At 38.3% G+C, this 24417-nt stretch carries 19 protein-coding genes; 10 read left to right on the forward strand and 9 right to left on the reverse strand.

Annotated features, from left to right (window positions below; genetic code table 11):
- Positions 1-90: 90 nt before the first annotated feature.
- The 3 genes from SCSC_RS08930 to mutL all read right to left on the reverse strand — a co-directional run bounded on the left by SCSC_RS08930 (position 91) and on the right by mutL (position 3588).
- On the reverse strand, positions 91-654 hold the full coding sequence (locus SCSC_RS08930) for a DNA-3-methyladenine glycosylase I (protein WP_006269774.1): 564 nt from the start codon (positions 652-654) through the stop codon (positions 91-93).
- A gap of 11 nt (positions 655-665) precedes the next feature.
- The gene (gene ruvA / locus SCSC_RS08935) at positions 666-1256 is read right to left on the reverse strand and encodes a Holliday junction branch migration protein RuvA (protein WP_006269776.1); all 591 of its coding nucleotides are present in this window, start codon (positions 1254-1256) and stop codon (positions 666-668) included.
- A 385-nt stretch (positions 1257-1641) separates the two neighbouring features.
- The gene (mutL, locus tag SCSC_RS08940) at positions 1642-3588 is read right to left on the reverse strand and encodes a DNA mismatch repair endonuclease MutL (protein ID WP_006269779.1); all 1947 of its coding nucleotides are present in this window, start codon (positions 3586-3588) and stop codon (positions 1642-1644) included.
- Positions 3589-3834: 246 nt separating this feature from the next.
- On the opposite strand from mutL, the gene SCSC_RS08945 reads away from it, so the two are divergent.
- Together SCSC_RS08945 and SCSC_RS08950 are read left to right on the forward strand one after the other, a co-directional pair.
- Positions 3835-4275, forward strand: coding sequence for a LytTR family DNA-binding domain-containing protein (locus SCSC_RS08945; RefSeq protein ID WP_006269783.1), 441 nt, complete (start codon positions 3835-3837; stop codon positions 4273-4275).
- On the forward strand, positions 4272-4730 hold the full coding sequence (locus SCSC_RS08950; RefSeq protein WP_003071509.1) for a DUF3021 domain-containing protein: 459 nt from the start codon (positions 4272-4274) through the stop codon (positions 4728-4730). The genes SCSC_RS08945 and SCSC_RS08950 overlap by 4 nt, the downstream gene beginning before the upstream one ends.
- A 140-nt stretch (positions 4731-4870) precedes the next feature.
- Here SCSC_RS08950 and mutS read toward each other — a convergent pair whose 3' ends face one another.
- Positions 4871-7429: a DNA mismatch repair protein MutS gene (gene mutS, locus SCSC_RS08955; RefSeq protein ID WP_006269780.1), complete on the reverse strand. Its 2559-nt coding sequence runs from the start codon at positions 7427-7429 to the stop codon at positions 4871-4873.
- A gap of 162 nt (positions 7430-7591) precedes the next feature.
- Positions 7592-8032, reverse strand: coding sequence for an arginine repressor (argR, locus tag SCSC_RS08960; RefSeq protein ID WP_003071513.1), 441 nt, complete (start codon positions 8030-8032; stop codon positions 7592-7594).
- Positions 8033-8135: 103 nt separating this feature from the next.
- Between argR and argS the strand changes: the two genes are divergently transcribed.
- Both argS and SCSC_RS08970 read left to right on the forward strand, forming a co-directional pair.
- Positions 8136-9824 carry an arginine--tRNA ligase gene (gene argS, locus SCSC_RS08965; RefSeq protein ID WP_006269777.1) on the forward strand — a complete coding sequence of 563 codons (1689 nt, stop codon included), beginning with the start codon at positions 8136-8138 and terminating at the stop codon, positions 9822-9824.
- A gap of 144 nt (positions 9825-9968) precedes the next feature.
- The gene (locus tag SCSC_RS08970) at positions 9969-11495 is read left to right on the forward strand and encodes an IS1182 family transposase (RefSeq protein WP_115342911.1); all 1527 of its coding nucleotides are present in this window, start codon (positions 9969-9971) and stop codon (positions 11493-11495) included.
- A gap of 75 nt (positions 11496-11570) precedes the next feature.
- On the opposite strand, the gene nrdI is transcribed toward SCSC_RS08970, so the two are convergent.
- The 4 genes from nrdI to malQ all read right to left on the reverse strand — a co-directional run bounded on the left by nrdI (position 11571) and on the right by malQ (position 16568).
- Positions 11571-12026 carry a class Ib ribonucleoside-diphosphate reductase assembly flavoprotein NrdI gene (gene nrdI, locus SCSC_RS08975; RefSeq protein ID WP_006269343.1) on the reverse strand — a complete coding sequence of 152 codons (456 nt, stop codon included), beginning with the start codon at positions 12024-12026 and terminating at the stop codon, positions 11571-11573.
- A 75-nt stretch (positions 12027-12101) separates the two neighbouring features.
- A complete protein-coding gene (locus SCSC_RS08980; RefSeq protein ID WP_006269338.1) occupies positions 12102-12611 on the reverse strand; it encodes an ABC transporter permease in 510 nt (169 codons plus the stop codon).
- Positions 12612-12758: 147 nt separating this feature from the next.
- Positions 12759-15017: a glycogen/starch/alpha-glucan family phosphorylase gene (gene glgP, locus SCSC_RS08985; RefSeq protein ID WP_006269339.1), complete on the reverse strand. Its 2259-nt coding sequence runs from the start codon at positions 15015-15017 to the stop codon at positions 12759-12761.
- 27 nt (positions 15018-15044) lie between these two features.
- A complete protein-coding gene (malQ, locus tag SCSC_RS08990; RefSeq protein WP_003071522.1) occupies positions 15045-16568 on the reverse strand; it encodes a 4-alpha-glucanotransferase in 1524 nt (507 codons plus the stop codon).
- 327 nt (positions 16569-16895) lie between these two features.
- On the opposite strand from malQ, the gene SCSC_RS08995 reads away from it, so the two are divergent.
- The 6 genes from SCSC_RS08995 to pulA all read left to right on the forward strand — a co-directional run bounded on the left by SCSC_RS08995 (position 16896) and on the right by pulA (position 24367).
- A complete protein-coding gene (locus tag SCSC_RS08995; RefSeq protein WP_006269337.1) occupies positions 16896-18158 on the forward strand; it encodes an extracellular solute-binding protein in 1263 nt (420 codons plus the stop codon).
- Between the two features lie 73 nt (positions 18159-18231).
- The gene (locus SCSC_RS09000; RefSeq protein WP_003026675.1) at positions 18232-19527 is read left to right on the forward strand and encodes a sugar ABC transporter permease; all 1296 of its coding nucleotides are present in this window, start codon (positions 18232-18234) and stop codon (positions 19525-19527) included.
- 1 nt (position 19528) lies between these two features.
- Positions 19529-20371: a sugar ABC transporter permease gene (locus SCSC_RS09005; RefSeq protein ID WP_003026676.1), complete on the forward strand. Its 843-nt coding sequence runs from the start codon at positions 19529-19531 to the stop codon at positions 20369-20371.
- Positions 20372-20468: 97 nt separating this feature from the next.
- Entirely contained in the window at positions 20469-21281 is an 813-nt protein-coding gene (locus tag SCSC_RS09010; protein WP_006269342.1) for a maltodextrose utilization protein MalA, read from the forward strand.
- 10 nt (positions 21282-21291) lie between these two features.
- Positions 21292-22278, forward strand: coding sequence for a LacI family DNA-binding transcriptional regulator (locus SCSC_RS09015; protein ID WP_003071525.1), 987 nt, complete (start codon positions 21292-21294; stop codon positions 22276-22278).
- 13 nt (positions 22279-22291) lie between these two features.
- Positions 22292-24367: a type I pullulanase gene (gene pulA, locus SCSC_RS09020; protein WP_006269340.1), complete on the forward strand. Its 2076-nt coding sequence runs from the start codon at positions 22292-22294 to the stop codon at positions 24365-24367.
- The last annotated feature ends 50 nt before the right edge of the window (positions 24368-24417 follow it).

Here is a 24417-nt window from a genome sequence, read left to right on the forward strand (position 1 = left end):
TATTCGACTGTCATCTTTTGATTCCATTTTATTGTATGTTTAGTGAGAATATAGTACAAATTTAGCAATATTGGTAAATGCTTTTATGCCTTATTTTTTAGGATTCCATTCACAACTTGTTTCATGATCATTGACCAATCCTGCTGCCTGCATGAAAGAATAGACACAAACAGGACCGACAAACTTGAAGCCTCGTTGCTTCATATCTTTAGCTATTTTTTCGGACAGGGAAGTTTTAGACGGAGCAAGTCTGTAATCCTTGACAGAATTGTCAATCGGTGTAAATCCAACAAAAGACCAGAGATAATGATCAAAACTACCGTATTGTTCTTGAACAGCCAAAAAAGCTTGGGCATTGGCTCTGGTCGCATAGAGCTTCATCTTATTACGGATAATATCCGGATTGTCCAAAAGACCATCCAAGTCTGCATCTGTCATCTGAGCAATTTTCTGCGCGTCATAGAAATGAAAGGCCTCCCGAAAAGCCTGACGTTTATTCAAAATGGTCTCCCACGAAAGTCCCGCCTGATAGGTCTCCATGCAAAACAGTTCAAATAACTTCCAATCATCATGAAGGGGTCGACCCCACTCTTCATCGTGGTAAGCTACATACAAGGGGTTGTTCATTTTTACCCAGCCACAGCGTTTGGTCATGCTTCTACCTCCTATTTCACCAACATCTTGAGAGCTGACTTGATATAATTTTCAGCCGTATCTGTTGTGCCTTCAAAGAATTTCTTGATTTTCTTGAGTTCAGCAGCCTTGTAGCCCAGAGCCAGCATGGCTTCCATGGCTTCTTCCAACTCTTGGTTGTCCGATGTCACTGCTTGGGTCTGAGGCGCAGCCACTTGCCCAGCCGCCACGACCTTGTCTTCCAAGTCCAACACCATCTGCTGGGCTGTCTTTTTGCCTATCTTGGGAAACTTGGTCAGATAGGTGATGTTTTTCCGCTCAATGGCTTGCACTAATCCAGCATTATCATCAGCTGCGATTATCGCAAGAGCAGAAACGGGGCCAATACCAGAAACCGAAATCAAATTGAGAAAAAGCTGTTTTTCGTCTTCTGTGCGAAAACCGTAGAGGAGCTGCGCATCTTCTCTGACCACTTGATGAACAAAAACCTGAATTTCTTGATTGAGCTGACCTGAATAGGCATAAGGGTTAGCCACATGAAGGATATAGCCAATTTGTCCTACTTCCACCACAATATACTTGGCTGTAATTTTACTTAAAATTCCTTTGAAATATTCGTACATCATGTCTCCTTTTCAACCCTTTTAGTATATCATATTTTGGAGTTAGAAAATAAAAGAAATCATTCTATCCTTTTGAAAATCACTTTACAAAATTCTTGGGTAGTTAGCTATTTATCCATGGATATCTATCTTGCTCTTCTCTTAACTATAAATTTGTATAGCCTAGTATTGAGGTATTCATAATATCTATCAAGAGAGACAGTCTGTCAATCCTTTTGTCAAGCTCGGCAGAAAGTCTCTTCTCTTGTCTTTTTAGCTATAGGACTTTTCATAAGGACAAAAGCAGCCATTCAGTAGATCTACTAGCTGAAAGTCTTGCAGATGATTTTAAAAACAGCTTCAGTCATTGTTAGCTGAAGCTGTTTTAGAGTTTCTATAAATAGTTTCAATACTTGCCCAATTCTCGCAAGCTGGTGTGGTTTTCCTGAATGCGACGGAACATTTTTTCCATATCAGATTTGGTAAAGTTTACCAAAACTGGACGACCGTGAGGGCAATTGTAGGGATTGTCACATTGCGATAACTGGAAGATCAAATCACGTGCCGAATCATTATCTAAGCTATGATTGGCCTTAATAGAGCGTTTGCAACTCATCATAATCGCTAGTTCAGCTCGGTATTTCTTGATAGAAACTTCCTTGGTAAGGAGCAGCATATCACACATCTCATAGATACCCGACTCGATTTCCTCTTCCTTCATCCAGATAGGGTATTCCCTCAGAATAAACTGATTGCTGCCGTATTCGTCCAAGAAAACTCCCACTTCTTCCAGCAGATTCATCCGCTGCTTGAGCCGCAGCATATCGTCTGCTGGAAATTCAAAGATATAGGGAACCAAAAGTTGCTGCTGACTGTCATCCACATCACCGATTTTTTCCCGATAATACTCATACTTGACTCGCTCCTGCGCTGCATGCTGGTCGATAATATAGAGACCACCATTTCCTTGTGCAAAGAGGTACGTGCCATGCATTTGCCCGAAATATTCCAGTTCTGGAAAAGTTGAAGTTTCTTCTCCATCTAACTTATCTAAAGCTCTTTCTAAGCTTGATTGATCCAGTTCTGGATGATCTAGCTGATCGTAAGAAGGAGTTTGCCTTGCTGCAAATTTGACAGAAACTGCTCTGGAAGCAAGCATATCTGTATCAGTATGCTGCTGATCAAATGTAGCATTTTCCTCAAAAGGAAGATTGCTTTCTGATACTTGAGGTCTAACAAAAAAGTCATTTCTCTCTTTGTCATAATAGAGTCGGTTTTCTTTGAGCGGAAGACTCGTCTGCTCCGACTTATTTGCTCTGTTAATAGTTGATTTTGCTAAATTCTCCAAAGCATCCGGAATCAAATCCTGTTCTTTTAAACTCGCAGCAATAGCTTGCGAAATCAAGACCATCAGTTCTCGCTCCTTGGAAATCCGCACTTCTTGCTTGGTCGGATGAACATTAACATCTGCAAGGTAAGGATCAATCTGGATAGCAATCACAGCAATCGGGAATCGCCCAACCATGAGCTTACTACCGTAACCATCAAGAATAGCTCGATTGAGCAGGAAATTCTTGATGTAACGACCATTGATGAGAATGGTGATGTAGTTACGATTGGCACGCGTCAACTCTGGTAGACTAATATAGCCTGATACTTCAAAATCCAGATTAGAAGCTGAAATTTCAATCATTTTTTTTGCTGTTGTTAATCCATAGATACCAGCAATTGCTTGACGCAAATTTCCTGTTCCTGCTGTCCGAGTCAACTCTTTACCATCATTGAGCAAGATAAAAGCGACCTCTGGATGAGCTAAGCTCAAACGGTTAATCATATCTACAATGTGAGATAGTTCTGCTTGCTGACTTTTCATATATTTCAAGCGAGCAGGTGTGTTGAAAAAAAGGTCTTCCACTTTGATTTTGGTACCCTTAGGGCAACTACTTGGTTCCACAGTTTCAATTTCTCCCCCCTGAGCAATTAAACGCGTCCCATGTGTTCCACCATTTGTCGCAGTTTCAATTGTCAAGCGTGAAACAGAAGCAATAGACGGAAGCGCTTCACCACGAAAGCCCAAAGTCCGAATCCGAAAAAGGTCGGCTTGCTTCTTAATTTTACTTGTTGCGTGCCGCCGCAAAGCCAAGGAAACCTCCTCATGCTCAATTCCTTCACCATTATCGATGACTTGAATACTCTTGAGCCCTGCTTCTTCAATCTCAACTATAATTTGAGTGGCACCAGCATCAATGGAATTCTCTATCAACTCCTTGACCACGCTGCTAGGTCGCTCGATGACCTCACCAGCCGCAATCTGATTAGCAAGATTTTCTGGTAATTCTATAATTTTTGACATAGTTTTCTCCGTAATTATTCTAGCTACTATTATAACATAAAGCCGTTTTTCAATCAGAACTCTAGTACGAAAAGAATTGTAATTACTCCTTCGCAAAACAACCAAATAGACAGGCAAAGCAACCACTTAGGCAAAAGCTCTTGTTTTCCTAGCTAAAATAATGTTTAATAGACTTAGGAAAAACGAATCCTCCTTGCAACGAAAGTCAGCAGCAGGCAAGATACAATCTAGAAAGAAGGGATGTTTATGAAAGTTCAATTGCATATTGATGAAAAATTTTCAGAAGAAAAGGTTGTCATTGAAGCACCAGCTTTATCGGATACTATTCAACAGTTGCTGGTTTTCACTCAACATCTCGGTGGCACTAAAACCATTCGAGCCAAAAAAGAGGAGGAGATTTACCTATTAGATACTGCTGAAATTCAGAGAATTTACACTGAAAACCGCCAAGTTTGGGTTGAAACAGCGACAGACACTTATCTTTTAGGGCTTCCACTTTATCAAGTTTTGGAATTGCTTCCCACTGATTTTCTACAGATTTCCCAATCTGAAATCATTAACATCGAACATATCGATCATCTGAAATTGACTGGTAGTGGTCTGATTCAGATTGCAATGAAAAACGGTCAGATAACTTATTCATCTCGTCGTTATCTCAAAGTCATAAAGGAGAAATTACAGCTATGAAAAAAACATTATTCAGAGATGCTCTAGGAGGTACTGTAATCGGGCTACTCCTATCCACCATCTATTCTTACTTTTTTGCTCCTGTCTATCATCCACTTAATCCTTATTCAGCAGTTGGTCTTTGGATGGAACAGCACCATATTCATGAAGCTTTAGTTGTGCTCTATTGCGCAGTGATCTGGAGCTTTATTGGCTTGCTCTTTAGCCTAGGAAAAGAGCTTTTCAAAAAAGATTGGAGCATCCTCAAAGCAACTATCTGCCATTATGGACTTATGATTTTAGGATTTATTCCTCTAGCTCTTCTAGCCGGCTGGTTTCCAAGCAAACCCATTTTTATCTTACAGTTGATTTTGGAATTTACTATTGTTTATCTCATCCTGTGGGCAATCTTGTTTTATCTAACCAAAAAGAAAATTGAACAAATCAACAATGGATTGAAGAAACAGAATCAATAGTAAAGAAATAACCACCAAGTGAATTCTTGGTGGTTATTTTAGCTTATTCTGCTATATATCAATACAAAACCCTACCTACTTTAATAGTAACTGAACAGAAAAACAGGAATTTATTTTAGGCATTTTCATAGTTGTATCTATCAGAGATGTTTTTTCATATCTGATACAGCCAGCATCACTTCCATTGGAGTCATGTTATAGATGTCCAACTGACGTAATTTTTCTAAAATAGGGGATTCAGTTGTTTCTGTGAATAAAGATATCTGCTCAGATACTTGATTTTCCTTACTATCATTAGCTCCTTTATTAGAAGGATTGAGAGACGGTTTCTCATTTGCTTGTTCTTCTAATCGTGTTAAGATCTGGTCTGCTCTCATCAGCAAATCATTCGGTAAACCTGCAATTTTTGCCACATGAATCCCATAAGATTTATCCGCAGGACCAGCTTCAATCTTATGAAGGAAGGTCACTTGCCCATCTTTTTCTAAAGTTGCTACATGAACATTTTCTAACTGTGTCAAGCTAGTTGACAAGTCTGTCAACTCATGATAGTGTGTGGCAAAAAGGGTCTTTGCCCCTGTTCGATTGTGGATATATTCAATAATCGCCTGAGCAAGAGCCATCCCATCATATGTCGCTGTCCCTCTTCCCAACTCATCAAAAAGAATAAGAGAGTGCTCTGTTGCTTGAGAAATAGCATGATTTGCTTCCATCATTTCTACCATAAAGGTTGATTGTCCAGATACCAAGTCATCTGCCGCACCAATTCGAGTGAAGATGGCATCAAAAATTGGTAATTGAGCACTCTCAGCTGAAACATAGGAACCCATTTGAGCCATAATAACAATAATCGCTAATTGACGCATATAGGTTGACTTCCCACTCATATTTGGACCTGTAATTAGCTGAACGTTGACATTTTCATCCATTGAAATGCTGTTAGGAATATAGGTTTGTGCACCCATGACCTTTTCTACAACCGCATGCCGTCCCTTATCAATTTCAATGGAAGGACGTTCAATAAATTCTGGGCGTACAAAGCGTTGCTTTTCAGCAACTGCTGCAAAACTTTGTAATACATCAATCGTTGCCAGAGTTTGTGCCAAGGATTGCAGACGCTTGATATATTTGCCAGCTTCTTCACGAATACGCATAAAAATCTCATATTCTAAATTAGCAGATTTTTCACGCGCTTCCAACATTTCGCCTTCAATACGAGCCAATTCCTCTGTACCAAATCGTTCTGAATTTTTCAACGTTGCTTTTCGGAAAAAGTGGCTAGGTACGTGCTCCAACTGTGAATTAGTAACATGGAAATAATAACCATCTTTTTTATTGTAATCAATTTTTAGATTATTAATCCCACTAGCCGCCCTTTCTTTCGCTTCGATATCAGCAATCCAGCTCGTACCATCTCGCATAACCACTCGATATTTATCTAAGATTTCATCAAAACCAGTTTGAATGATATTCCCTTCAGTAATAACATTTGGAGCATCGGGAGAAATTGCCGACTGAATCAAGTTTGCCAATTCTGGAATGTCATCCAAGTTTTCAATCAACTGTCCCAAAACAGGATGATCAATTCCTTGTAAAATTCCCTTAATCTGAGGGACATTGCTCAATGTTGCCGCCAACTGCAATAAATCTTTCGGATTGGTCTTTCCAAACGAAACACGACTGGCTAAACGCTCAATGTCATACACACCTTTGAGACTATCTGCTAAATCACTGCGCTCAAAAAAATAATCTAGAAATACCTGCACGACATCCTGCCGCTTAAGGATTCGCTCTTTGTCAATCAAGGGCTGCTGAATCCATCTTCTTAAAAGTCGCGTCCCCATAGCTGTCTTGGTCTCATCCATCAGCCAATACAGACTACCGTGCTTCTTTCCTGTACGTGCATTCTCTGTTAAATCCAGACTTGCCATGGTTGCATAATCCATCTGTAAGAAATCCTTGATTTCATAATGATGAACTCGCTTTAAGTGACTAAGCTCACGCAGCTGCGTCTGATGAACATATTCTAACAGTTTTCCAGCTACTTGATGTTCTAAGCGAGACAATTCATCCCCTAATAGCTGAACATCTTCAAAAGCAGTTCCCACCTGTGATAATAACAAATTCATTTGATTTGCCAACACTTGGTGCTCTGATTCAGGTAATTCATATCCTAAGACCACTTCACGCGCTCGCAAGTTCCGAATTTCTCCACAGACCATGTTAAAGTCACTAAGACTTGTGACCTGAAATTCACCTGTAACCAAGTCCATGTAAGCCAGCCCATATAAATTTTCTAGTTTATCTAAAGCTACCAAGAAATTATTTTGACTATCTGGTTTTGAAGAATCAACGACTGTCCCCGGTGTGATGACTTGTACCACCTCACGTTTGACTACACCAACTGCTTTTTTAGGATCTTCCACCTGCTCTGCAATCGCTACTTTATAGCCCGATTCAATTAAAACATCAATATACTGTTGCACCGAATGGTAGGGAACTCCTGCCATCGGGATTGGATTTTCCGAATTTTTATTACGGCTAGTCAGAGCAATTTCTAAAATCTGTGCTGCATTGATCGCATCTTCATAGAATAATTCATAAAAATCTCCCATGCGAAATAGCAAAAAAGCATCCGGATAATCTTTTTTTATATCTAAATACTGTTGCATTCCCGGAGATAGTTTTTCTTTTGTCATTCTCAACCTTTCCGTTTATTAAATAGCAATGAGAGTCGGACAGAAATTAAATATTTCGGAGACACTTAATTTCGTCATCCCACTCACACTACATCTTGTCATTAGAACTATATAAATAAAGGAAGCTGAGCGCTTCTATCTCAGCTTCATCATCTTCTCCTCTTAATCCATTTTCTCAAGGAGCTGCTCTTCCATTTGTTTAGCAGCTGCTGTATCACGACAGATCACTAAGAGCGTGTTGGCTCCTGCTACCGTTCCTAAAATCAACTCTCCTTTATTAGCATCCACGAAGTTAGCTAAAATAGAAGCATCTCCTAAGCGTGTATGAAGAACCAAGGAAAATTCAGCCCGAGAAACTCCCTGCAAATGATAAGATAAGAATTCAACCAGATCAATCTTGTTTGTTTCATCCGCTAAAACATAATAAACTTCATGGTTTTTCTTGGCTTTCGTCAAGCCAATTTCTCGTAAATCTCGAGAGAGGGTTGTTTGTGTGACAATAACTCCTTGTACTTTCAAACGATCCTGAATATCTTTCTGTGTGCTTAGTTTCTCTTCCTTAATTATTTTCTTGATCAGTTTATGACGCTCAGTTTTTTTCATTTTATCCTCAACAATGTATATTTATACTCTAAATTATATCAAAAAAATTGAAGATTCGTCAAAAAATATGTTAAAATACTAGTAAAAGACCAAAGGAGAAACCATGAATAATAAACAATTGATTGCAAGCGAATTGGCTAAGGTCATTGACAGCTTAGACCAAGATGCTATTTTTAATTTACTAGAACAACCAAAAAGCTCAGAGTTAGGCGATATTGCCTTTCCTGCCTTCTCTTTAGCAAAAGTAGAACGTAAAGCTCCTCAAATCATTGCTACAGATATTGCAGAAAAGATTGATACGACAAACTTTGAAAAAGTGGTAGCAACAGGTCCTTATGTAAACTTCTTTCTTGATAAATCAAAAATTTCAGCTCAAGTTATTAAAGAAATTGTAAAAGAAGGAAATAACTACGGGCAACAAGATGAGGGGCATGGGGAAAACATCACAATTGACCTCTCCAGTCCTAACATTGCAAAACCCTTTTCAGTTGGTCATTTGCGCTCCACCGTTATCGGAGATGCTCTCTCTAATATTTTCCGTAAACTAGGCTACAACACCATTAAAATCAACCACTTGGGTGACTGGGGTAAACAATTTGGGCTTCTGATGGTCGCTTATAAAAAATGGGGCAGCAAAGAAGCTGTTGAAGCCAGTCCAATTGACGAGTTATTAAAACTCTATGTCCGAATCAATGCGGAAATTGAAACCGATCCTGAACTTGATGACGAAGGACGTCTTTGGTTCAAAAAATTAGAAGACGGTGACCCTGAAGCTACAGAATTATGGCAATGGTTCCGTGATGAAAGTCTGAAAGAATTTAACCGCATCTATAAATTGCTTGGTGTTGAATTTGACAGCCTAGCCGGCGAAGCCTTCTATAATGACAAGATGGACGAAGGAATTAAGCTCCTTGAAGAAAAAGGATTGCTAGAAGAATCTAAAGGAGCAAGCATCGTCAATCTTGATGATGTCAACCTTCCGCCAGCTATGATTAAAAAATCTGATGGTGCGACTCTCTACATTACTCGTGATATTGCTACAGCTATGTACCGCGCCCGTACTTATAACTTCGTCAAAAATGTTTATGCTGTGGGTCAAGAACAAGCGAACCACTTTAGACAATTGAAAGCTGTTTTAAAGAAAATGGGATTCGGCTGGAGCGACGATATGATTCATGTAGACTTTGGTTTGGTGACAAAGAACCGTCAAAAATTGTCTACACGTAAAGGTAATATCATTCTGCTTGAACCAACCCTTCAAGAAGCTATCAGTCGTGCGAAGAACCAAATTGAAGCTAAAAATCCTGATCTTGAAAACAAAGATACTGTTGCTCGTGCTGTCGGTGTGGGAGCTGTCAAATTCTACGATTTAAAAACAGACCGCCGCAACGGTTACGACTTTGATTTGGAAGCAATGGTGTCCTTTGAAGGAGAAACAGGTCCATATATCCAATACGCTTATGCGCGTATCCAATCCATCCTTCGCAAAGCTGATTTTAAGCCAAGTGTTGAAGCAACATATAGCCTTAAAGATGCTGAAAGCTGGGAAATCATTAAACTGCTGCAAGATTTCGCCCGTGTTGTTAAACGTGCAGCTGACAATTATGATCCATCACTCATTGCAAAATATGCTATCAGCCTTGCACAAGCATTCAACAAGTTCTACGCTCATACGCGTATTTTGGACGAAAGTCCTGAACGTGACAGCCGCTTAGCTCTCAGCTATGCAACAGCTGTTGTTCTAAAAGAAGCTCTTCGTCTTCTCGGTGTTGACGCTCCAGAAAAAATGTAATTATTTTAATGGTATCATAAAAGAGTCTGGGACAATAGTCCCTTTGCTACAAAAAAAGCAACGGATTTGCCGTTGCTTTTTGCATGGTTGCGATAGTCTTGGTAAAATAGAATTGCCCAATAAACCATTTAGAAAGGCTATCCCATGCATATTCACTATAACACAAATCAAACAACTTTACCACTAGAAATCAGTTCTTTCTTGCCACAAGACCATCTCGTCTTTACTATTGAAAAAGTGGTGAATGCCTTGGAGGATCGTCACTTCCACACGTTCTATCATAACTTTGGTCGCCCGTCTTATCACCCTAAAATGCTTTTAGCCGCTCTACTATTTGCCTACTCGCAAGGGATTTTCTCTGGACGAAAAATCGAAAAAATGATGATTGAAAATCTGGCTATGCAGTACCTAACAGGACAGTTGGTTGTCAGCTACCGCACTATCAATCGATTTCGAGTCGCTAAAGGGATGGAAGACCTCATTCGTGATCTTTTCATTGACCTCAATCTTCGTTTAAAAATGGAAGAGTTAGTGACCTTAGATTGTCTGTTTATTGACGGGACTAAGATTGAAGCCAACGCTAACAAGTATAGTTTCGTGTGGAAAAAGGCCACAGACAAGTTTTCCGTCAAACTTCAAGAACAGATACAGGTCTATTTTCAAGAAGAAATCACTCCCCTTATCCATCAGGCCATTAGGCTGGACGAAGAAGAACCGATTGCTTCAGAGCAGTTGATTGAATTCGCTCAAGTCCTCGAAGAAGAATTGGAAAAACTGAACCAAGACATTGAGGAGACACCCGTTAAAGGAAAGGATGAACGTAAAACTCAACGTCGGAAACTCAAGAAAGTCCTGCGTAAAGTCAAGGATGATTTTTCAGTACGTGCTGAAAAATATGAAGGCTACCAAGAGACATTTGAAGGGCGTAACAGCTTTTCCAAAACAGATACAGATGCCACTTTTATGCGGATGAAAGAAGACCACATGAAGAATGGTCAACTCAAGGCTGCTTACAATCTTCAAATCGCTACTGAAAATCAATTTGTTCTTCATTATGATGTCTTCTCAAATCCGACAGATACCAAGACTCTCCTGCCATTCCTTGAAACTTATCCACATGACTTGAAGACCGTTGTCGCAGATGCCGGCTATGGAAGTGAAGAGAACCTCCTTCGTTTAGATGAAAATGAGGTGAACCATCTGATTAAATATGCCATGTTTGATCAGGAACAGAAGAAAGGGTATAAACAGTCGGCTAGAAACTTAGCGAATTGGTACTATGATGACAAGGAGGATAGCTACACTCATCCTGATGGCTGGTGCTATCGTTTTCATCATATCAAACATCAGAAAACACAGACGGACTTTCAACAGGAAATCAAGGTTTACTACGCTGATGAACCTAAATCAGCCCCTCAAAAGGGACTATATATCAACGAACGTTATCAACACTTAAAAGCTAAAGAATGCCAAGCGCTTTTATCTCCCGAAGGTAGACAGATTTTCAATCAACGTAAGATTGATGTGGAACCTGTCTTTGGGCAGATAAAGGCTTATTTGGGTTACAAGAGATGTAACCTAAGAGGCAAGCGTCAGGTGAAAATTGACATGGGTTTAGTGCTCATGGCCAATAATCTCCTTAAATACAATAAGAGAACGACTCAAACTTAAAAAGCTAGAGTTCCATAATTGGGAATCTCTAGCTTTTTTGTGACTGAGAACTATTTTGTCTCAGACTCTTTTGTCTTATAGCCCGTATAATTCTTCGATTTTTAGACCAATTCGTTTAATATCTTCATTCAAGCCACGAAGCTCAAATGTATCTAAGACTGGAAAGCCAAATCGTTCTGAATATTGTTTAGCTGTTAAACAATATTGGTTGTTAAAATTACGATTACCACTACCAACAATTCCAAAACAGCGCTTGTAATTCTCTTCAAAAGCGATAAAGTCACCTAAATCATTGGTAAGAATCTCTACATCTCCATTATCCAAACCATTTCCACCTTCTAAGTAGGTTGGTAAAAAGGCTACAAAGGGCTGAGACATGGCGTAAAATGGTCGCTCCTCTTTCACCATATCTTTTATATCCACCTGCTCAATCTCAACATTTTCATGTCGCTCTTGCAAAAAAGTGGACAAACGTTTGATAAAACTCGCTGTGTTCCCACTTAAGCTAATATAAACCAAGGAAATCTTCATATTTTCTCACTTTCTAAAAATAAAACACATCTATCATTCTCTTAAAATTCTAAGCTGATAGATATGTTTTGTCAACTATTGTAATTCTTCTTTTGCTAAGTCTTGTTGCTGCCGTTTCATCTTGAAAAAGACAATAACAAGGAAAAGAATATTAAATGCAAAATAAATAATGGTCAAAACTCTTGTCGATGAGATTGCTGTGGCACGCATCGTTTGATCTTTATAAAGATTGTTGAGTGGCATACCACCGATATAATTGTAAATTGTCCCAATAATTCCTAATAGCACATAAGCAATATAGGCAAAATTAGCGTACAAAATGTTTTTCTTAACAATGAAAACAACAGCAGCTATCAACAACAGAATAGAAAGGATAGTTAATAATTTATGGGGACCATTATGAAGAAAGACAAGACTCTTTTCAGTCACTTTCACTATTTGTTTTACAACTGTTTCAGATAAACCTTTGTAGGAACTTGTATTCGTTATTTTTTCACTGCCAAAAAAAGTTCCTATAAATGTAAACGATGATAAAATGGCTGATAACGTCAGCAATACATATAAATAAATTGGTCGTTTTTTCACAATAAGCCTCCTGCTTAAAAGAGTTTTCAGTTTTATTTATTATAACGTAAGCAGTCAAAAATGGCAACAAAAGTTTCACTAGTGTCAATTATTTTTTTCAAACAAAAGCCCCTCAACTATCAATCAAGGGGCCCATTCGCTATTGAACTAGTTCAAATGCCAAATTTCATCGTTATATTGAGCAATCGTACGGTCAGCAGAGAAGAAGCCTGCTTTTGCAATATTGACAAGAACTTTTTCAAGCCAGACGTCACGGTCTTCATAATCCGCAAACATGCGTTCTTTTGTTTCGATATAATCTTCCAAGTCAAGAAGCGTCATGAACCAGTCTTTATTGATCAATTCATTGTAAAGTCGTTCCAAGCGCTCTTTCTTACCAACTGCAAGAACAGCATCACTGACAATGAAATCAACCAGCGGTTTGATTGCTTTACGAGCATAGAATTCACTTGACTTATAAGCTTCTTTGGCATACAAATCAATAACTGTTTCAGAATCTTCACCGAAGATATAAACGTTGTCATCGCCGACTAATTCATGAATTTCAACATTTGCTCCGTCTGAAGTACCAAGCGTTAAAGCACCATTTAGCATGAATTTCATGTTACCAGTACCTGAAGCTTCTTTAGAAGCAAGGGAGATTTGCTCAGAAATGTCACCGGCTGCAATTAAGAAGCTAGCTGCTGTTACATTATAGTTTTCAACCATAACGACTTGCAAGTATGGAGAAACTTCTGGGTCGTTAGCAATTACTTCTGACAAGCAAAGGATTAAATGAATAATATCTTGCGCAATCGTGTATGCTGGAGCAGCTTTCCCACCAAAGAAGACTGTAATTGGACGCGCAGGAATGTTTCCAGCCTTGATGTCCAAGTATTTGTGAATGACATAAAGAGCATTCATTTGTTGGCGTTTGTACTCGTGAAGGCGTTTGATTTGGATATCAAAGATTGATTCAGGATTGATTTCAACACCTTGGTGTTCTTTCAAGTGACGAGCTAATTTCCGTTTGTTGTGAGCTTTGATTTTTTCAAGTTCGGCTTTCACATCAGCCTTACCAGAAAATTCAAGTAAGTCTTCTAATTTTGAAGCATCATGGTGCCAATCGCGGCCAATCAAGCTATCAATGTAATTTGACAAGCGTGGATTTGCGTGCATGAGCCAGCGACGGAAGGTGATTCCGTTTGTTTTATTGTTGAATTTTTCTGGATAAATGTCGTAAAAGGGCTTGAGTTCTGAGTTTTTCAAGATTTCTGTATGAAGAGCAGCAACCCCATTGACACTATATCCATAGTGAATGTCCATGTGAGCCATGTGTACACGATCATGTTCATCAATAATTTGAACAGCTGGATCTGCGTATTCAGCCTTCACGCGCTTATCCAATTCTTTGATAATTGGAACCAAGTGTGGAACAACTTCTTCCAAGAATTCAAGCGGCCATTTTTCAAGCGCTTCAGCAAGAATGGTATGGTTTGTATAAGCCGTCATATTCTTAACGATATTGATTGCTTCATCAAGAGAAATACCACGTTCTGTCAAAAGACGAATCATCTCTGGAATGACCATAGATGGGTGTGTATCGTTGATTTGGATAACAGCATAGTCAGCCAAGTCATGAAGATTGCTACCTTTTTCAATCGCTTCATCAATAATCAATTGTGCACCATTTGACACCATAAAGTATTGTTGGAAGATACGGAGCAATTCACCTTGCTTATTACTATCATCTGGATAAAGGAATAGAGTCAAATTACGAGCAATATCTGTCTTATCAAAGTCAATCCCATCTTCAATGATACTTGCATCTACTGAGTCAAGGTCGAACAGACGAAGGCGGTTTTTAGTAGCCGTCTTGTAACCAGGCACATCAATATCATAAAGAGTTGATGTTAATGTAAAATTAGCAAATGGTACTTGATAGCTACGGCTTGATTTTACCAACCAATTTTGTTCAGTTAGCCAGAAGTTTGGAACTGTTGTTTGCTCATTATTTTTCAAGACTTGTTGGAACAAACCAAAGTGATAATTTAGTCCAACACCATCTCCATTCAAACCAAGAGTCGCAATTGAATCAAGGAAACAAGCAGCCAGACGTCCCAAACCGCCATTTCCAAGTGAAGGTTCTAATTCTACTTCTTCAACTTCAATTAGATCTTTACCAGCGTCTGCTAACTCTTTTTTAACATTGTCATAAAGGCCAAGGTTAATTAGGTTGTTTGACAAAAGTTTCCCAATCAAAAACTCGGCAGAAATATAGTAAAGCTTCTTTTTACCAGTATTAACTGACTTTTGTGCACTAGCTAATTTTGTATAGTTTAAAAGGGCAATATACAATTCTTCATTGCTACATTCAGCAATTCCTTTTTGATAATTTTTCTTAATATATTCTTGTAAGTTTGACATTTTTTCTCCTAGACTAGAAAACAAACACTAGAGTTCATTTTCATGATTTAATAATTTTTTATTTACACGACGATATGTTTTCGTCAAGCTATATAACTCTGCTTCAACCACAGGATTCAATTCATCTGCTGTCATACGCCAGGACCAATTTCCACCAATAGTTGATGGATAGTTCATGCGAGCTGAACCGTCTAATTCAAGTAAATCTTGCATGGTTGCAATTGCCATAAAGCTGACAGAAGCAAAGATAGTCCGTAACATTGCATGAGGTACTGTTTCATATTCCTTACGATTGGTGTATTGAGCCATATATTCACGTGTAGCATCATCAATTTCATCGCGATACCAACCAAGAACAGTATTATTATCGTGCGTACCTGTATACATGACAGAATTGTTAGGTGCTAAGTGTGGACTATCAATGCTTTCGCTGTCTGGATTAAAAGCAAATTGAGTCACTTTCATACCAGGGAAGCCTGTCTTTTCACGTAAAGCAATCACTTCATCGGTCATAAAGCCCAAGTCTTCAGCAATAATATTCAGATCACCTAACTCTTCTTTCACTGCTTTAAACAAAGCATAGTCAGGTCCCTTAACCCATTTACCAGGAGCTGCTGTATCGGAACTAGCAGGGATTTCCCAGTAAGATTCAAATCCACGGAAATGATCAATACGCACTACATCATAAATCTTGAAGCTTTCACGTAGGCGTTTAATCCACCAACTATAACCATCTTTATCCATTGCTTTCCAGTCATAAATTGGGTTCCCCCAGAGTTGGCCAGTTGCAGAGAATTCATCTGGTGGGCATCCCGCTACGCATGTAGGCTGCCCTAGCTCATCTGTTTTAAAGAAGTGTGGTTGTGCCCAAACATCACAGCTATCAGCTGCTACATAGATTGGCATATCGCCGACAATTTCAATGTAATGTTCATTGGCATACGCTTTTAATTCTAACCATTGTTTAAAGAAAAGATACTGCGTTACACGATGATAAGTCAATCTGTCAGCTAATTTTTCACGATAATGAGCTAAACTAGCTGCTTCACGACGCCGAAGAGCCGCATCTGGCCATTCAGTCCAAGCTTTCAAGTCAAAATATTCTTTAATCGCCATGTATTCAACAAATACTTCAAGCCATGATGAATTGTCAGCCACAAATTTTTCATAGGCTGCCAAATCTCCACATTCTAAGAAACGTTTCACAGCTTTTTCCAAAACAGGTCTGCGATTGTTAAACACTTTCGCATAATCTACTTTTCTTGGATCCTGACCAAAGTCTAACCCTTCAAGATCACTTTGCACAAGCAATCCTTCTTCAATCAATCGATCAAAATCAATAAAATGTGTATTTCCCGCAAATGCAGAGAAAGATTGATATGGAGAATCTCCATAACTAGTTGTTCCTAGTGGCAATATTTGCCAGTAACGTTGCTTAGTTCTCACCAGAAAATCGACAAAATCGTAAGCACTTTTCCCAAATGAACCAATTCCATATTTTCCTGGCAGAGAAGAAATATGCATGAGAACACCACTTTGACGCTCTTTCATCTTTTTCACCTCAATAAATTTTTCTGTTAAATTTTGCATTCATTTAACGAAAACGTTTGCGTTGATTTGATTATAACTTAATTCCAAAATGGACGCAACCATTTTTCTGCTTTTTTTATTATTTTTTAAAATATTTTGGACAATCCTCTCCTTTTCTTCTATATTTTGTCAACATTTTTGAGTGAGAAATAAAAAATTTTTAAGATTTTTAAAAAAAGTGTTGCAACCGTTTTCTATTTATGGTATACTAATCTCAGTTTAAGAAAACGTTTGCGTAAACTAATTAAATTATTATCTTATTATTTTATTCTTTAGGAGGAATAAATCATGAAACATAAAGTGTTGAAAAGTGTTGCAGTTCTTGGAACTGTAGGATTAGCTAGTTTGTTACTAGTAGCTTGCGGTAGCAAAAATAATAAATCAGCTTCTTCTGGTGATGGTAAAAACCTCACTATTTACGTAGAAAAACAATACGAAAAATATGTAAAGAAAGCAGCTGAAGCTTTTGAAAAAGAAAGTGGAACAAAAGTTACTATTAAAACTGGCGACCAACTTAAAGGTCTTGAAAATCTTTCACTTGACAACCAATCTGGCAAGGCTCCAGACGTTATGATGTCTCCATATGACCGCGTAGGTAGTCTCGGTTCGGACGGCCAACTTTCAGAAGTGAAACTTGACAAAGGTTCAATGACTGATGACACAACAAAAGCACTCGTAACTACAAAAGGTAAGACTTATGGCGCACCTGCTGTTATCGAAACATTAGTAATGTACTACAATAAAGACCTTGTTTCTAAAGCTCCAACTACATTTGCTGAATTAGAAGAACTTGCAAAAGACAGCAAATATGCTTTTGCCAGCGAAAATGGCAAAACAACTGGGTTCCTTGCTGACTGGACAAACTTCTACTACACTTATGGTCTGTTAGCTGGTAATGGTGGATATGTCTTTGGTAAGAACGGTACCGATCCTAAAGACATTGGACTTGCAAATGACGGTTCTATCAAAGGTGTTGAATACGCTAAAACTTGGTATGCAAAATGGCCAAAAGGAATGCAAGATACTAAAGGTGCCGCAAACTTAATTCAAACTCAATTCCAATCAGGTAAAACAGCTGCTATCATTGAAGGCCCTTGGAAAGCCGCATCATTCAAAGAAGCTAAAGTGAACTATGGTGTTGCCACTATTCCTACACTTCCAAATGGTAAAAACTATCAAACCTTTGGTGGTGGTAAAGCTTGGGTCATCCCTGCAGGATCTAAAAATGCCAAAACAGCTCAAAAGTTTGTTAACTTTTTGACTTCGACTGAACAACAAAAAGCTTTCTATGATGCTACAAACGAAGTACCTGCAAACACAGAGGCTCGTAAATACGCTGAAGGAAAGAATGATGAATTGACTTCAGCTGTTATTAAACAATTCCAATCTGCTCAACCTATGCCAAATATCTCTGAAATGAGTACTGTATGGGATCCAGCAGCAAGTATGCTCTTTGATGCTGTAAGTGGTAAAAAAGATACTAAAACCGCTGTAAATGATGCCGTTAAATTGATTAAAGATACTATCAATCAAAAATTTGGTAAAAAATAAAACAGATTGAGGTAGGATAGAACTCGATTGGCAGCACCAGTCGAGTTCTATATTTTAGACAAAGGAGGCTCTGATGACTACACAACAACAGCCACGTAAAGCATTGCTGCTCTCCCTCATCCCAGGACTTGGGCAAATTTATAATAAACAAAAAGCAAAAGGGGCTATCTTTTTAGGAGTTACCATTTTATTTTTGATTTACTTTTTCGCCATTGCTGCTCCTGAGTTAGGAAACTTAATTACTCTCGGTGAGGTGCCTGGACGCGATAACTCTCTTTTCATGCTGATTCGTGGTGCATTCCACTTTATTCTTGTCATTGTTTATTTCATCTTTTATGCTCTCAATCTAAAAGATGCTTATACTATTGCGAAACGTTGGAATAATGATTATCCAGTTCCTACGACTTTCAAAGATATGTTAAAAGGAATTTACGCTAATGGTTTTCCTTACCTATTGATTATTCCTTCATATATTGCAATGACTTTTGCTATCATTTTCCCTGTATTGGTTACTCTTTTAATCGCCTTTACAAACTATGATTTCCAACATTTGCCTCCAACCAAGCTCTTGGATTGGGTTGGCGTGACAAACTTCACTAATATTTGGCGACTTAGCACTTTCCGTTCTGCTTTTGGAGCCGTTCTTGGTTGGACTATTATCTGGGCACTGGCTGCCTCAACTGTCCAAATCGTTATTGGTATTTTTACCGCTATTATTGCAAACCAACCATTTATTAAAGGAAAACGCATTTTCGGCGTTATCTTCCTACTGCCTTGGGCTGTCCCAGCATTCATCACTATCTTAACTTTCAGTAACATGTTCAACGATAGTATCGGTGCAATCAATACCCAAGTCATTCCGCTTCTTGGTAAAGTATTGCCATTCTTAAATGGACATCTGATTCCTTGGAAAACAGATCCGACCTGGACTAAAATTGCTCTAATTATGATGCAAGGTTGGCTTGGTTTCCCTTACATTTATGTATTGACACTTGGTATCTTGCAATCCATTCCAAACGATCTTTACGAAGCAGCTTACATTGATGGTGCAAATGCATGGCAAAAATTCCGCAATATCACTTTCCCAATGATTTTAGCAGTTGCTGCTCCTACACTCATCAGTCAGTATACTTTCAACTTCAACAACTTCTCTATCATGTACCTCTTTAATGATGGCGGTCCTGGTACAGTTGGTGGTGGTGCAGGTTCGACTGACATCCTCATTTCATGGATTTATCGTTTAACGACAGGTGCAGCTCCTCAATACTCAATGGCTGCTGCGGTAACACTTATCATTTCTCTTATTGTGATTTCAATCTCCATGATTGCGTTCAAGAAACTACATGCATTTGATATGGAGGATGTGTAAGATGAATAATTCTATTAAATTTAAACGCCGTTTAAACCACTTTTTAACTTATTTCTATCTAGTGGCTTTATCTATTATCATTATCTATCCTCTCTTGATTACGATTATGTCTGCTTTCAAGACAGGGAATGTCCTTGCGTTTAAGCTAGATACAGATATTAATTTTAGCCTAGAAAACTTTAGCAAGCTTTTTACTGAAACTCTTTATGGGACTTGGTACTTTAACACTTTAATCATTGCTATCTTGACAATGATTATCCAAACAAGTATAGTTGTACTAGCTGGTTACGCTTATAGTCGTTATAATTTCCTAGCTAGAAAACAAAGTCTGGTCTTCTTCTTAATCATTCAAATGGTGCCAACAATGGCTGCCCTGACCGCCTTCTTCGTTATGGCTTTGATGTTAAATGCGCTCAACCACAGTTGGTTCCTCATCTTCCTTTATGTCGGCGGTGGTATCCCAATGAACGCTTGGCTCATGAAAGGATATTTTGATACTGTGCCTATCTCGCTTGATGAGTCCGCTAAATTGGACGGTGCTGGTCACTTCAGACGCTTCTGGCAAATTGTACTGCCACTCGTTCGTCCAATGATTGCTGTACAAGCTCTCTGGGCTTTCATGGGACCATTCGGAGACTACATCTTATCTAGTTTCTTACTTCGTGAAAAAGAATTCTATACAGTTGCTGTTGGTTTACAAACCTTTGTTAGTGATGTGAAGAATTTGAAGATTGCTTACTTCTCAGCAGGCGCTATCCTGATTGCTTTGCCAATCTGTATCTTATTCTTCTTCCTACAAAAGAACTTTGTATCTGGTTTAACAAGTGGTGGCGACAAGGGATAATCTTGTCCCACCCTCTTTTATTTATAGTTGTATGATAGCTAATAAACTTTGCTTTATTAGCCATTACCTGATTATAAATTTTTAGAAAGAGTATCTTATGCTACCTTATCCATTTAATTATTTTTCTAGTATTTACGGTTTTAAAAAGCCTTTTGCCAACCGAAAATTACTGACCTGGTTTCAATTGATTTTTACAAGCATCTTTTTAATTTCCTTATCCATGATACCAGTTGCTGTGCAAAACGCGTCTCTCAAGACTTATCCACTCACTACTTTTGTAGATGGTGTTTTTGACCCTGTTACAAAGGAAGTAATGGACGATATCACAGAGAATGCTAAAATAGAAAATCATCAATTCAGCTATACTGGTCAGCAATCAACTCACAATAGCAAAGCAGGAACTGTCCTTCTAGGGAAAGAACAGTCTACCTTAGGAGAAAAACTAACACTTGCTTTTGGATCCAAACAACTGATTATCAGCAAAAAAGGAAAAAAACTGGCAAACATTCAATATCAGCATATCAATCAAGCTGCTCTAAAAAATAAAAAGTCGCTCAGTGCCGCCATTTCACAAGATTGGTTTCAACAAAATCGTGTGACAGTCGGTCTATTTCTCGTTCTCCTTTCTGGCGGTCTTTTGACACTGAATTTCTTCATCATCATCTTAGGAGCTACCTTTTTCCTTTATTTAACGAAAAAATCACGTCTTTTTTCTTTTAAAACCGTCAAAGAATGCTATCATTTTGCTTTGAATTGTTTAGGTTTGCCAACTTTGATTGCTGTTGCAGCAGGGTTATTGTTCGGTCAAGCCATGACCACTATGATTACCATTCAAAACATTCTTTTTGTTCTTTATCTCGTCATTATTTTCTATCGGACACATTTCCGTGATGAAAAAATGAAAAAGTAGGAGGTTTTTTATGCGAGTTACTATTAAAGAAGTTGCTAAATTGGCAGGAGTTTCGCCTTCTACCGTTACCCGTGTTGTCCAAAATAAATCCAGCATCAGCGATGAGACCAAAAAAAGAGTCCGTAAAGCTATGAAGGAATTGAATTATCATCCTAATCTCAATGCACGTAGTCTTGTTAGCAGTTACACACAAGTCATTGGTGTTGTTTTACCTGATGATTCCGATGCTTTTTATCAAAATCCATTTTTCCCTTCAGTATTTCGTGGGATTGCTCAGGTAGCTTCTGAATTTCACTACGCTATTCAAATTGCGACCGGGAAAAATGAAAAAGAGCGCATGGAAGCTATTTCCCAAATGGTTCTAGGGAAACGTGTGGACGGGCTCATTTTTCTCTATTCTCAGGAAAATGATCCATTAGTGAAAATGGTTAGTGAGGAACAATTTCCTTTCTTAATTTTAGGAAAATCTCTTTCTCCGTTTATTCCTTTGGTGGATAATGACAATATCCAAGCTGGATATGATGCAACAGAATATTTTATCAAAAAAGGCTGCCGCAATATTGCTTTTATCGGTGGTAGTAAAAGACTATTTGTAACGCAAGATCGTTATAAAGGGTATCAAAAAGCGCTGGAAGATTACCACTTAGAGCTTGATCCTCAAAACACAGCATTTGCAAATGAATTTTTGGAAGAAAAAGGATATCAATTCACAAAACATCTTCTAAATCATGATTCAAAAATTGATGCGATTATCACAACAGATAGCATGCTAGCAGAAGGGGTCTGCAACTATTTAAATCAAAATCAATTATCTATTCCTACTCTAGCTTTTGACTCTATTAAACCCAAACTTGACTTGGCAGCTTATGTTGATATTAATACGCTAGAACTGGGGCGGATTTCTTTTAAAACTATCCTGCAAATTATCAATGATACCAAAGAAAATCGACAAATTTGTTATCGCCAAGTAATTCCACATCGCATTATCGAACAATAAAGAAAGGAAGTTTATGGCTTTCCGATCATTCCAAGCCTACTTAGATGACCAAAGTCTCATCACTATCGAGTTAGAAAAACAATTTTATACTGAACAATTACAATTTACAATCGAAACGGTCGATAGCACACAAATTTTACAGATAAGATCTCTGGAAGAACAAGACGACTTTGTGCAATACAGTCTTGCTCCTCTAAAACCGCTAGATTTAACTGAACATTATTGGATTTACGACCAAGATCGTAATAAAACGTTCTTACAATTTCGCCATATTGTGAGAAAGCCAATTTTTGACCAGACTTTTGCTTACAACGAAAACGATTTAGGAGCTCATTATACCCCGGAAGCAACAACTTTTAAGCTCTGGGCACCAATTTCTGAACAAGTATTACTTCATTTACAAAATACTGTTTACCCAATGACTCTCGGAGAAAAGGGAGTGTGGCAAACAGAAGTATTCGGAAATTTTGATGGAGCTGCTTATTACTATCTACACAAAGTAAATGGTCACTGGGTAGAAGTTCACGACCCTTATGCTCTATCGTCCGAAAGTAATTCTGGAGCTAGTTACATAATTAACTTAGAGAAAATTTCTCATCCTATCCATCGAGCACAGACACAAATGTCAATGACAGAGGCCATTATTTACGAGATGAGTGTGCGAGATTTTTCCATGCAAAAAGAAGCTAAGTTTACTTATCCTGGTAAATTCAAATCTCTGACAGAGTCTCCGCAGTTGCAAAAACATACTTTAGGGATGGAGTACATCAAACAATTAGGTGTAACTCACATTCAGCTCATGCCTTTGTATGATTTTGGCAGCGTTGATGAAAATCATCCAGGGCTCGTATACAACTGGGGATACGACCCTATGCAATACAACCTTCCCGACGGCAGTTTTACAACTAATCCACATGATCCATATGCAAGAATCGTTGAATTGCAAGAAGCCATCACTACTTACCACAAAGCTGATATTAGCGTTATCATGGACGTTGTTTATAATCATGTCTACGATCCTAAAGCCTATGCTTTTGAAAAAATCGTTCCAGGTTATTTTTTCCGCTACGATCACAACGGTAATTTAACAAATGGTACATTTTGTGGAAATGATGTAGCAAGTGAACGAGCAATGGTTCGTAGCTATATTAAGCATTCCCTCAAACAATGGTTAACGATTTACGGATTCGATGGATTCCGCTTTGACCTCATGGGGATTTTAGATATAGAAACCATGAAACAGATTGCAGAGGAGTTGCAATCTCTCTATCCGAACGTCTATCTTTACGGAGAAGGCTGGCGTATGAATACGGGGCTAGATAACAATAGACTGGCTCACCAGTTCAATGCTGACAAATTACCAAGTTATGGTTTTTTCAATGATCATTTTCGCAATACAATAAAAGCAACCATCGCAAAAGGCGAACAAATACAAAAAACAAATTCCATAAATTCTATAGAGAATGTTTTAACTGCCAATATTGGTTTTATAGGTACTGAACACTTTATCGCACCGCAACAAGCAATCAACTATGTAGAATGCCATGACGATGCAACTGCTTTTGACTATTTTGCGATACAAAATCCCAAGATTGATTTAAAAGAGCGACTTGACAATGCTCGACTTGCTCTGCATCTCTCTTTGTTGACACAAGGAGTACCATTCATTCATAGTGGTCAAGAATTTTTCCGTAGCAAAAATCTCATTGAGAATACTTATAATACTCCAGATACTATTAACCGTCTAGATTGGCTACGCTCAATTGAATATGAGAAAGATGTGGCATTTATCTGTCAGCTCATTCAATTCAGAAAAAAACATCCACTCTTACGTTTGAAAACACGTACAGAAATCAAAAATTGTTGCTCTGCTCAATGGCTGAATGAATCTATAGTCGAATACAAAATCAAAGAAAAAGAAAATCAAATCACTATCCTCATTAACTTTGGGAACAATTCATTTATCTATCCAAATCAGGATAAACAAGCTGTGTTTATCAACTATCCTAAAATCAGCCTTGATACTCCTCTCGACGCTAACAAAGATTACTATATTGTCCCTGGAAAACAAGTTCTCGCACTTAAATAATTATGGAAAGAAGACTTGCTTTATCAGTCCTGCCCACTTTTCAAAGCTGT

It is taken from the genome of Streptococcus constellatus subsp. constellatus (genome assembly GCF_023167545.1).
Taxonomy (GTDB): domain Bacteria; phylum Bacillota; class Bacilli; order Lactobacillales; family Streptococcaceae; genus Streptococcus; species Streptococcus constellatus.

Excerpts from the sequence above, each read along its gene's own strand:
- SCSC_RS08930 (WP_006269774.1), bottom strand. The coding sequence starts at position 654 with ATGACCAAACGCTGTGGCTGGGTAAAAATGAACAACCCCTTGTATGTA.
- ruvA (WP_006269776.1), bottom strand. The coding sequence starts at position 1,256 with ATGTACGAATATTTCAAAGGAATTTTAAGTAAAATTACAGCCAAGTAT.
- mutL (WP_006269779.1), bottom strand. The coding sequence starts at position 3,588 with ATGTCAAAAATTATAGAATTACCAGAAAATCTTGCTAATCAGATTGCG.
- SCSC_RS08945 (WP_006269783.1), top strand. The coding sequence starts at position 3,835 with ATGAAAGTTCAATTGCATATTGATGAAAAATTTTCAGAAGAAAAGGTT.
- SCSC_RS08950 (WP_003071509.1), top strand. The coding sequence starts at position 4,272 with ATGAAAAAAACATTATTCAGAGATGCTCTAGGAGGTACTGTAATCGGG.
- mutS (WP_006269780.1), bottom strand. The coding sequence starts at position 7,429 with ATGACAAAAGAAAAACTATCTCCGGGAATGCAACAGTATTTAGATATA.
- argR (WP_003071513.1), bottom strand. The coding sequence starts at position 8,032 with ATGAAAAAAACTGAGCGTCATAAACTGATCAAGAAAATAATTAAGGAA.
- argS (WP_006269777.1), top strand. The coding sequence starts at position 8,136 with ATGAATAATAAACAATTGATTGCAAGCGAATTGGCTAAGGTCATTGAC.
- SCSC_RS08970 (WP_115342911.1), top strand. The coding sequence starts at position 9,969 with ATGCATATTCACTATAACACAAATCAAACAACTTTACCACTAGAAATC.
- nrdI (WP_006269343.1), bottom strand. The coding sequence starts at position 12,026 with ATGAAGATTTCCTTGGTTTATATTAGCTTAAGTGGGAACACAGCGAGT.
- glgP (WP_006269339.1), bottom strand. The coding sequence starts at position 15,017 with ATGTCAAACTTACAAGAATATATTAAGAAAAATTATCAAAAAGGAATT.
- malQ (WP_003071522.1), bottom strand. The coding sequence starts at position 16,568 with ATGAAAGAGCGTCAAAGTGGTGTTCTCATGCATATTTCTTCTCTGCCA.
- SCSC_RS08995 (WP_006269337.1), top strand. The coding sequence starts at position 16,896 with ATGAAACATAAAGTGTTGAAAAGTGTTGCAGTTCTTGGAACTGTAGGA.
- SCSC_RS09000 (WP_003026675.1), top strand. The coding sequence starts at position 18,232 with ATGACTACACAACAACAGCCACGTAAAGCATTGCTGCTCTCCCTCATC.
- SCSC_RS09005 (WP_003026676.1), top strand. The coding sequence starts at position 19,529 with ATGAATAATTCTATTAAATTTAAACGCCGTTTAAACCACTTTTTAACT.
- SCSC_RS09010 (WP_006269342.1), top strand. The coding sequence starts at position 20,469 with ATGCTACCTTATCCATTTAATTATTTTTCTAGTATTTACGGTTTTAAA.
- SCSC_RS09015 (WP_003071525.1), top strand. The coding sequence starts at position 21,292 with ATGCGAGTTACTATTAAAGAAGTTGCTAAATTGGCAGGAGTTTCGCCT.
- pulA (WP_006269340.1), top strand. The coding sequence starts at position 22,292 with ATGGCTTTCCGATCATTCCAAGCCTACTTAGATGACCAAAGTCTCATC.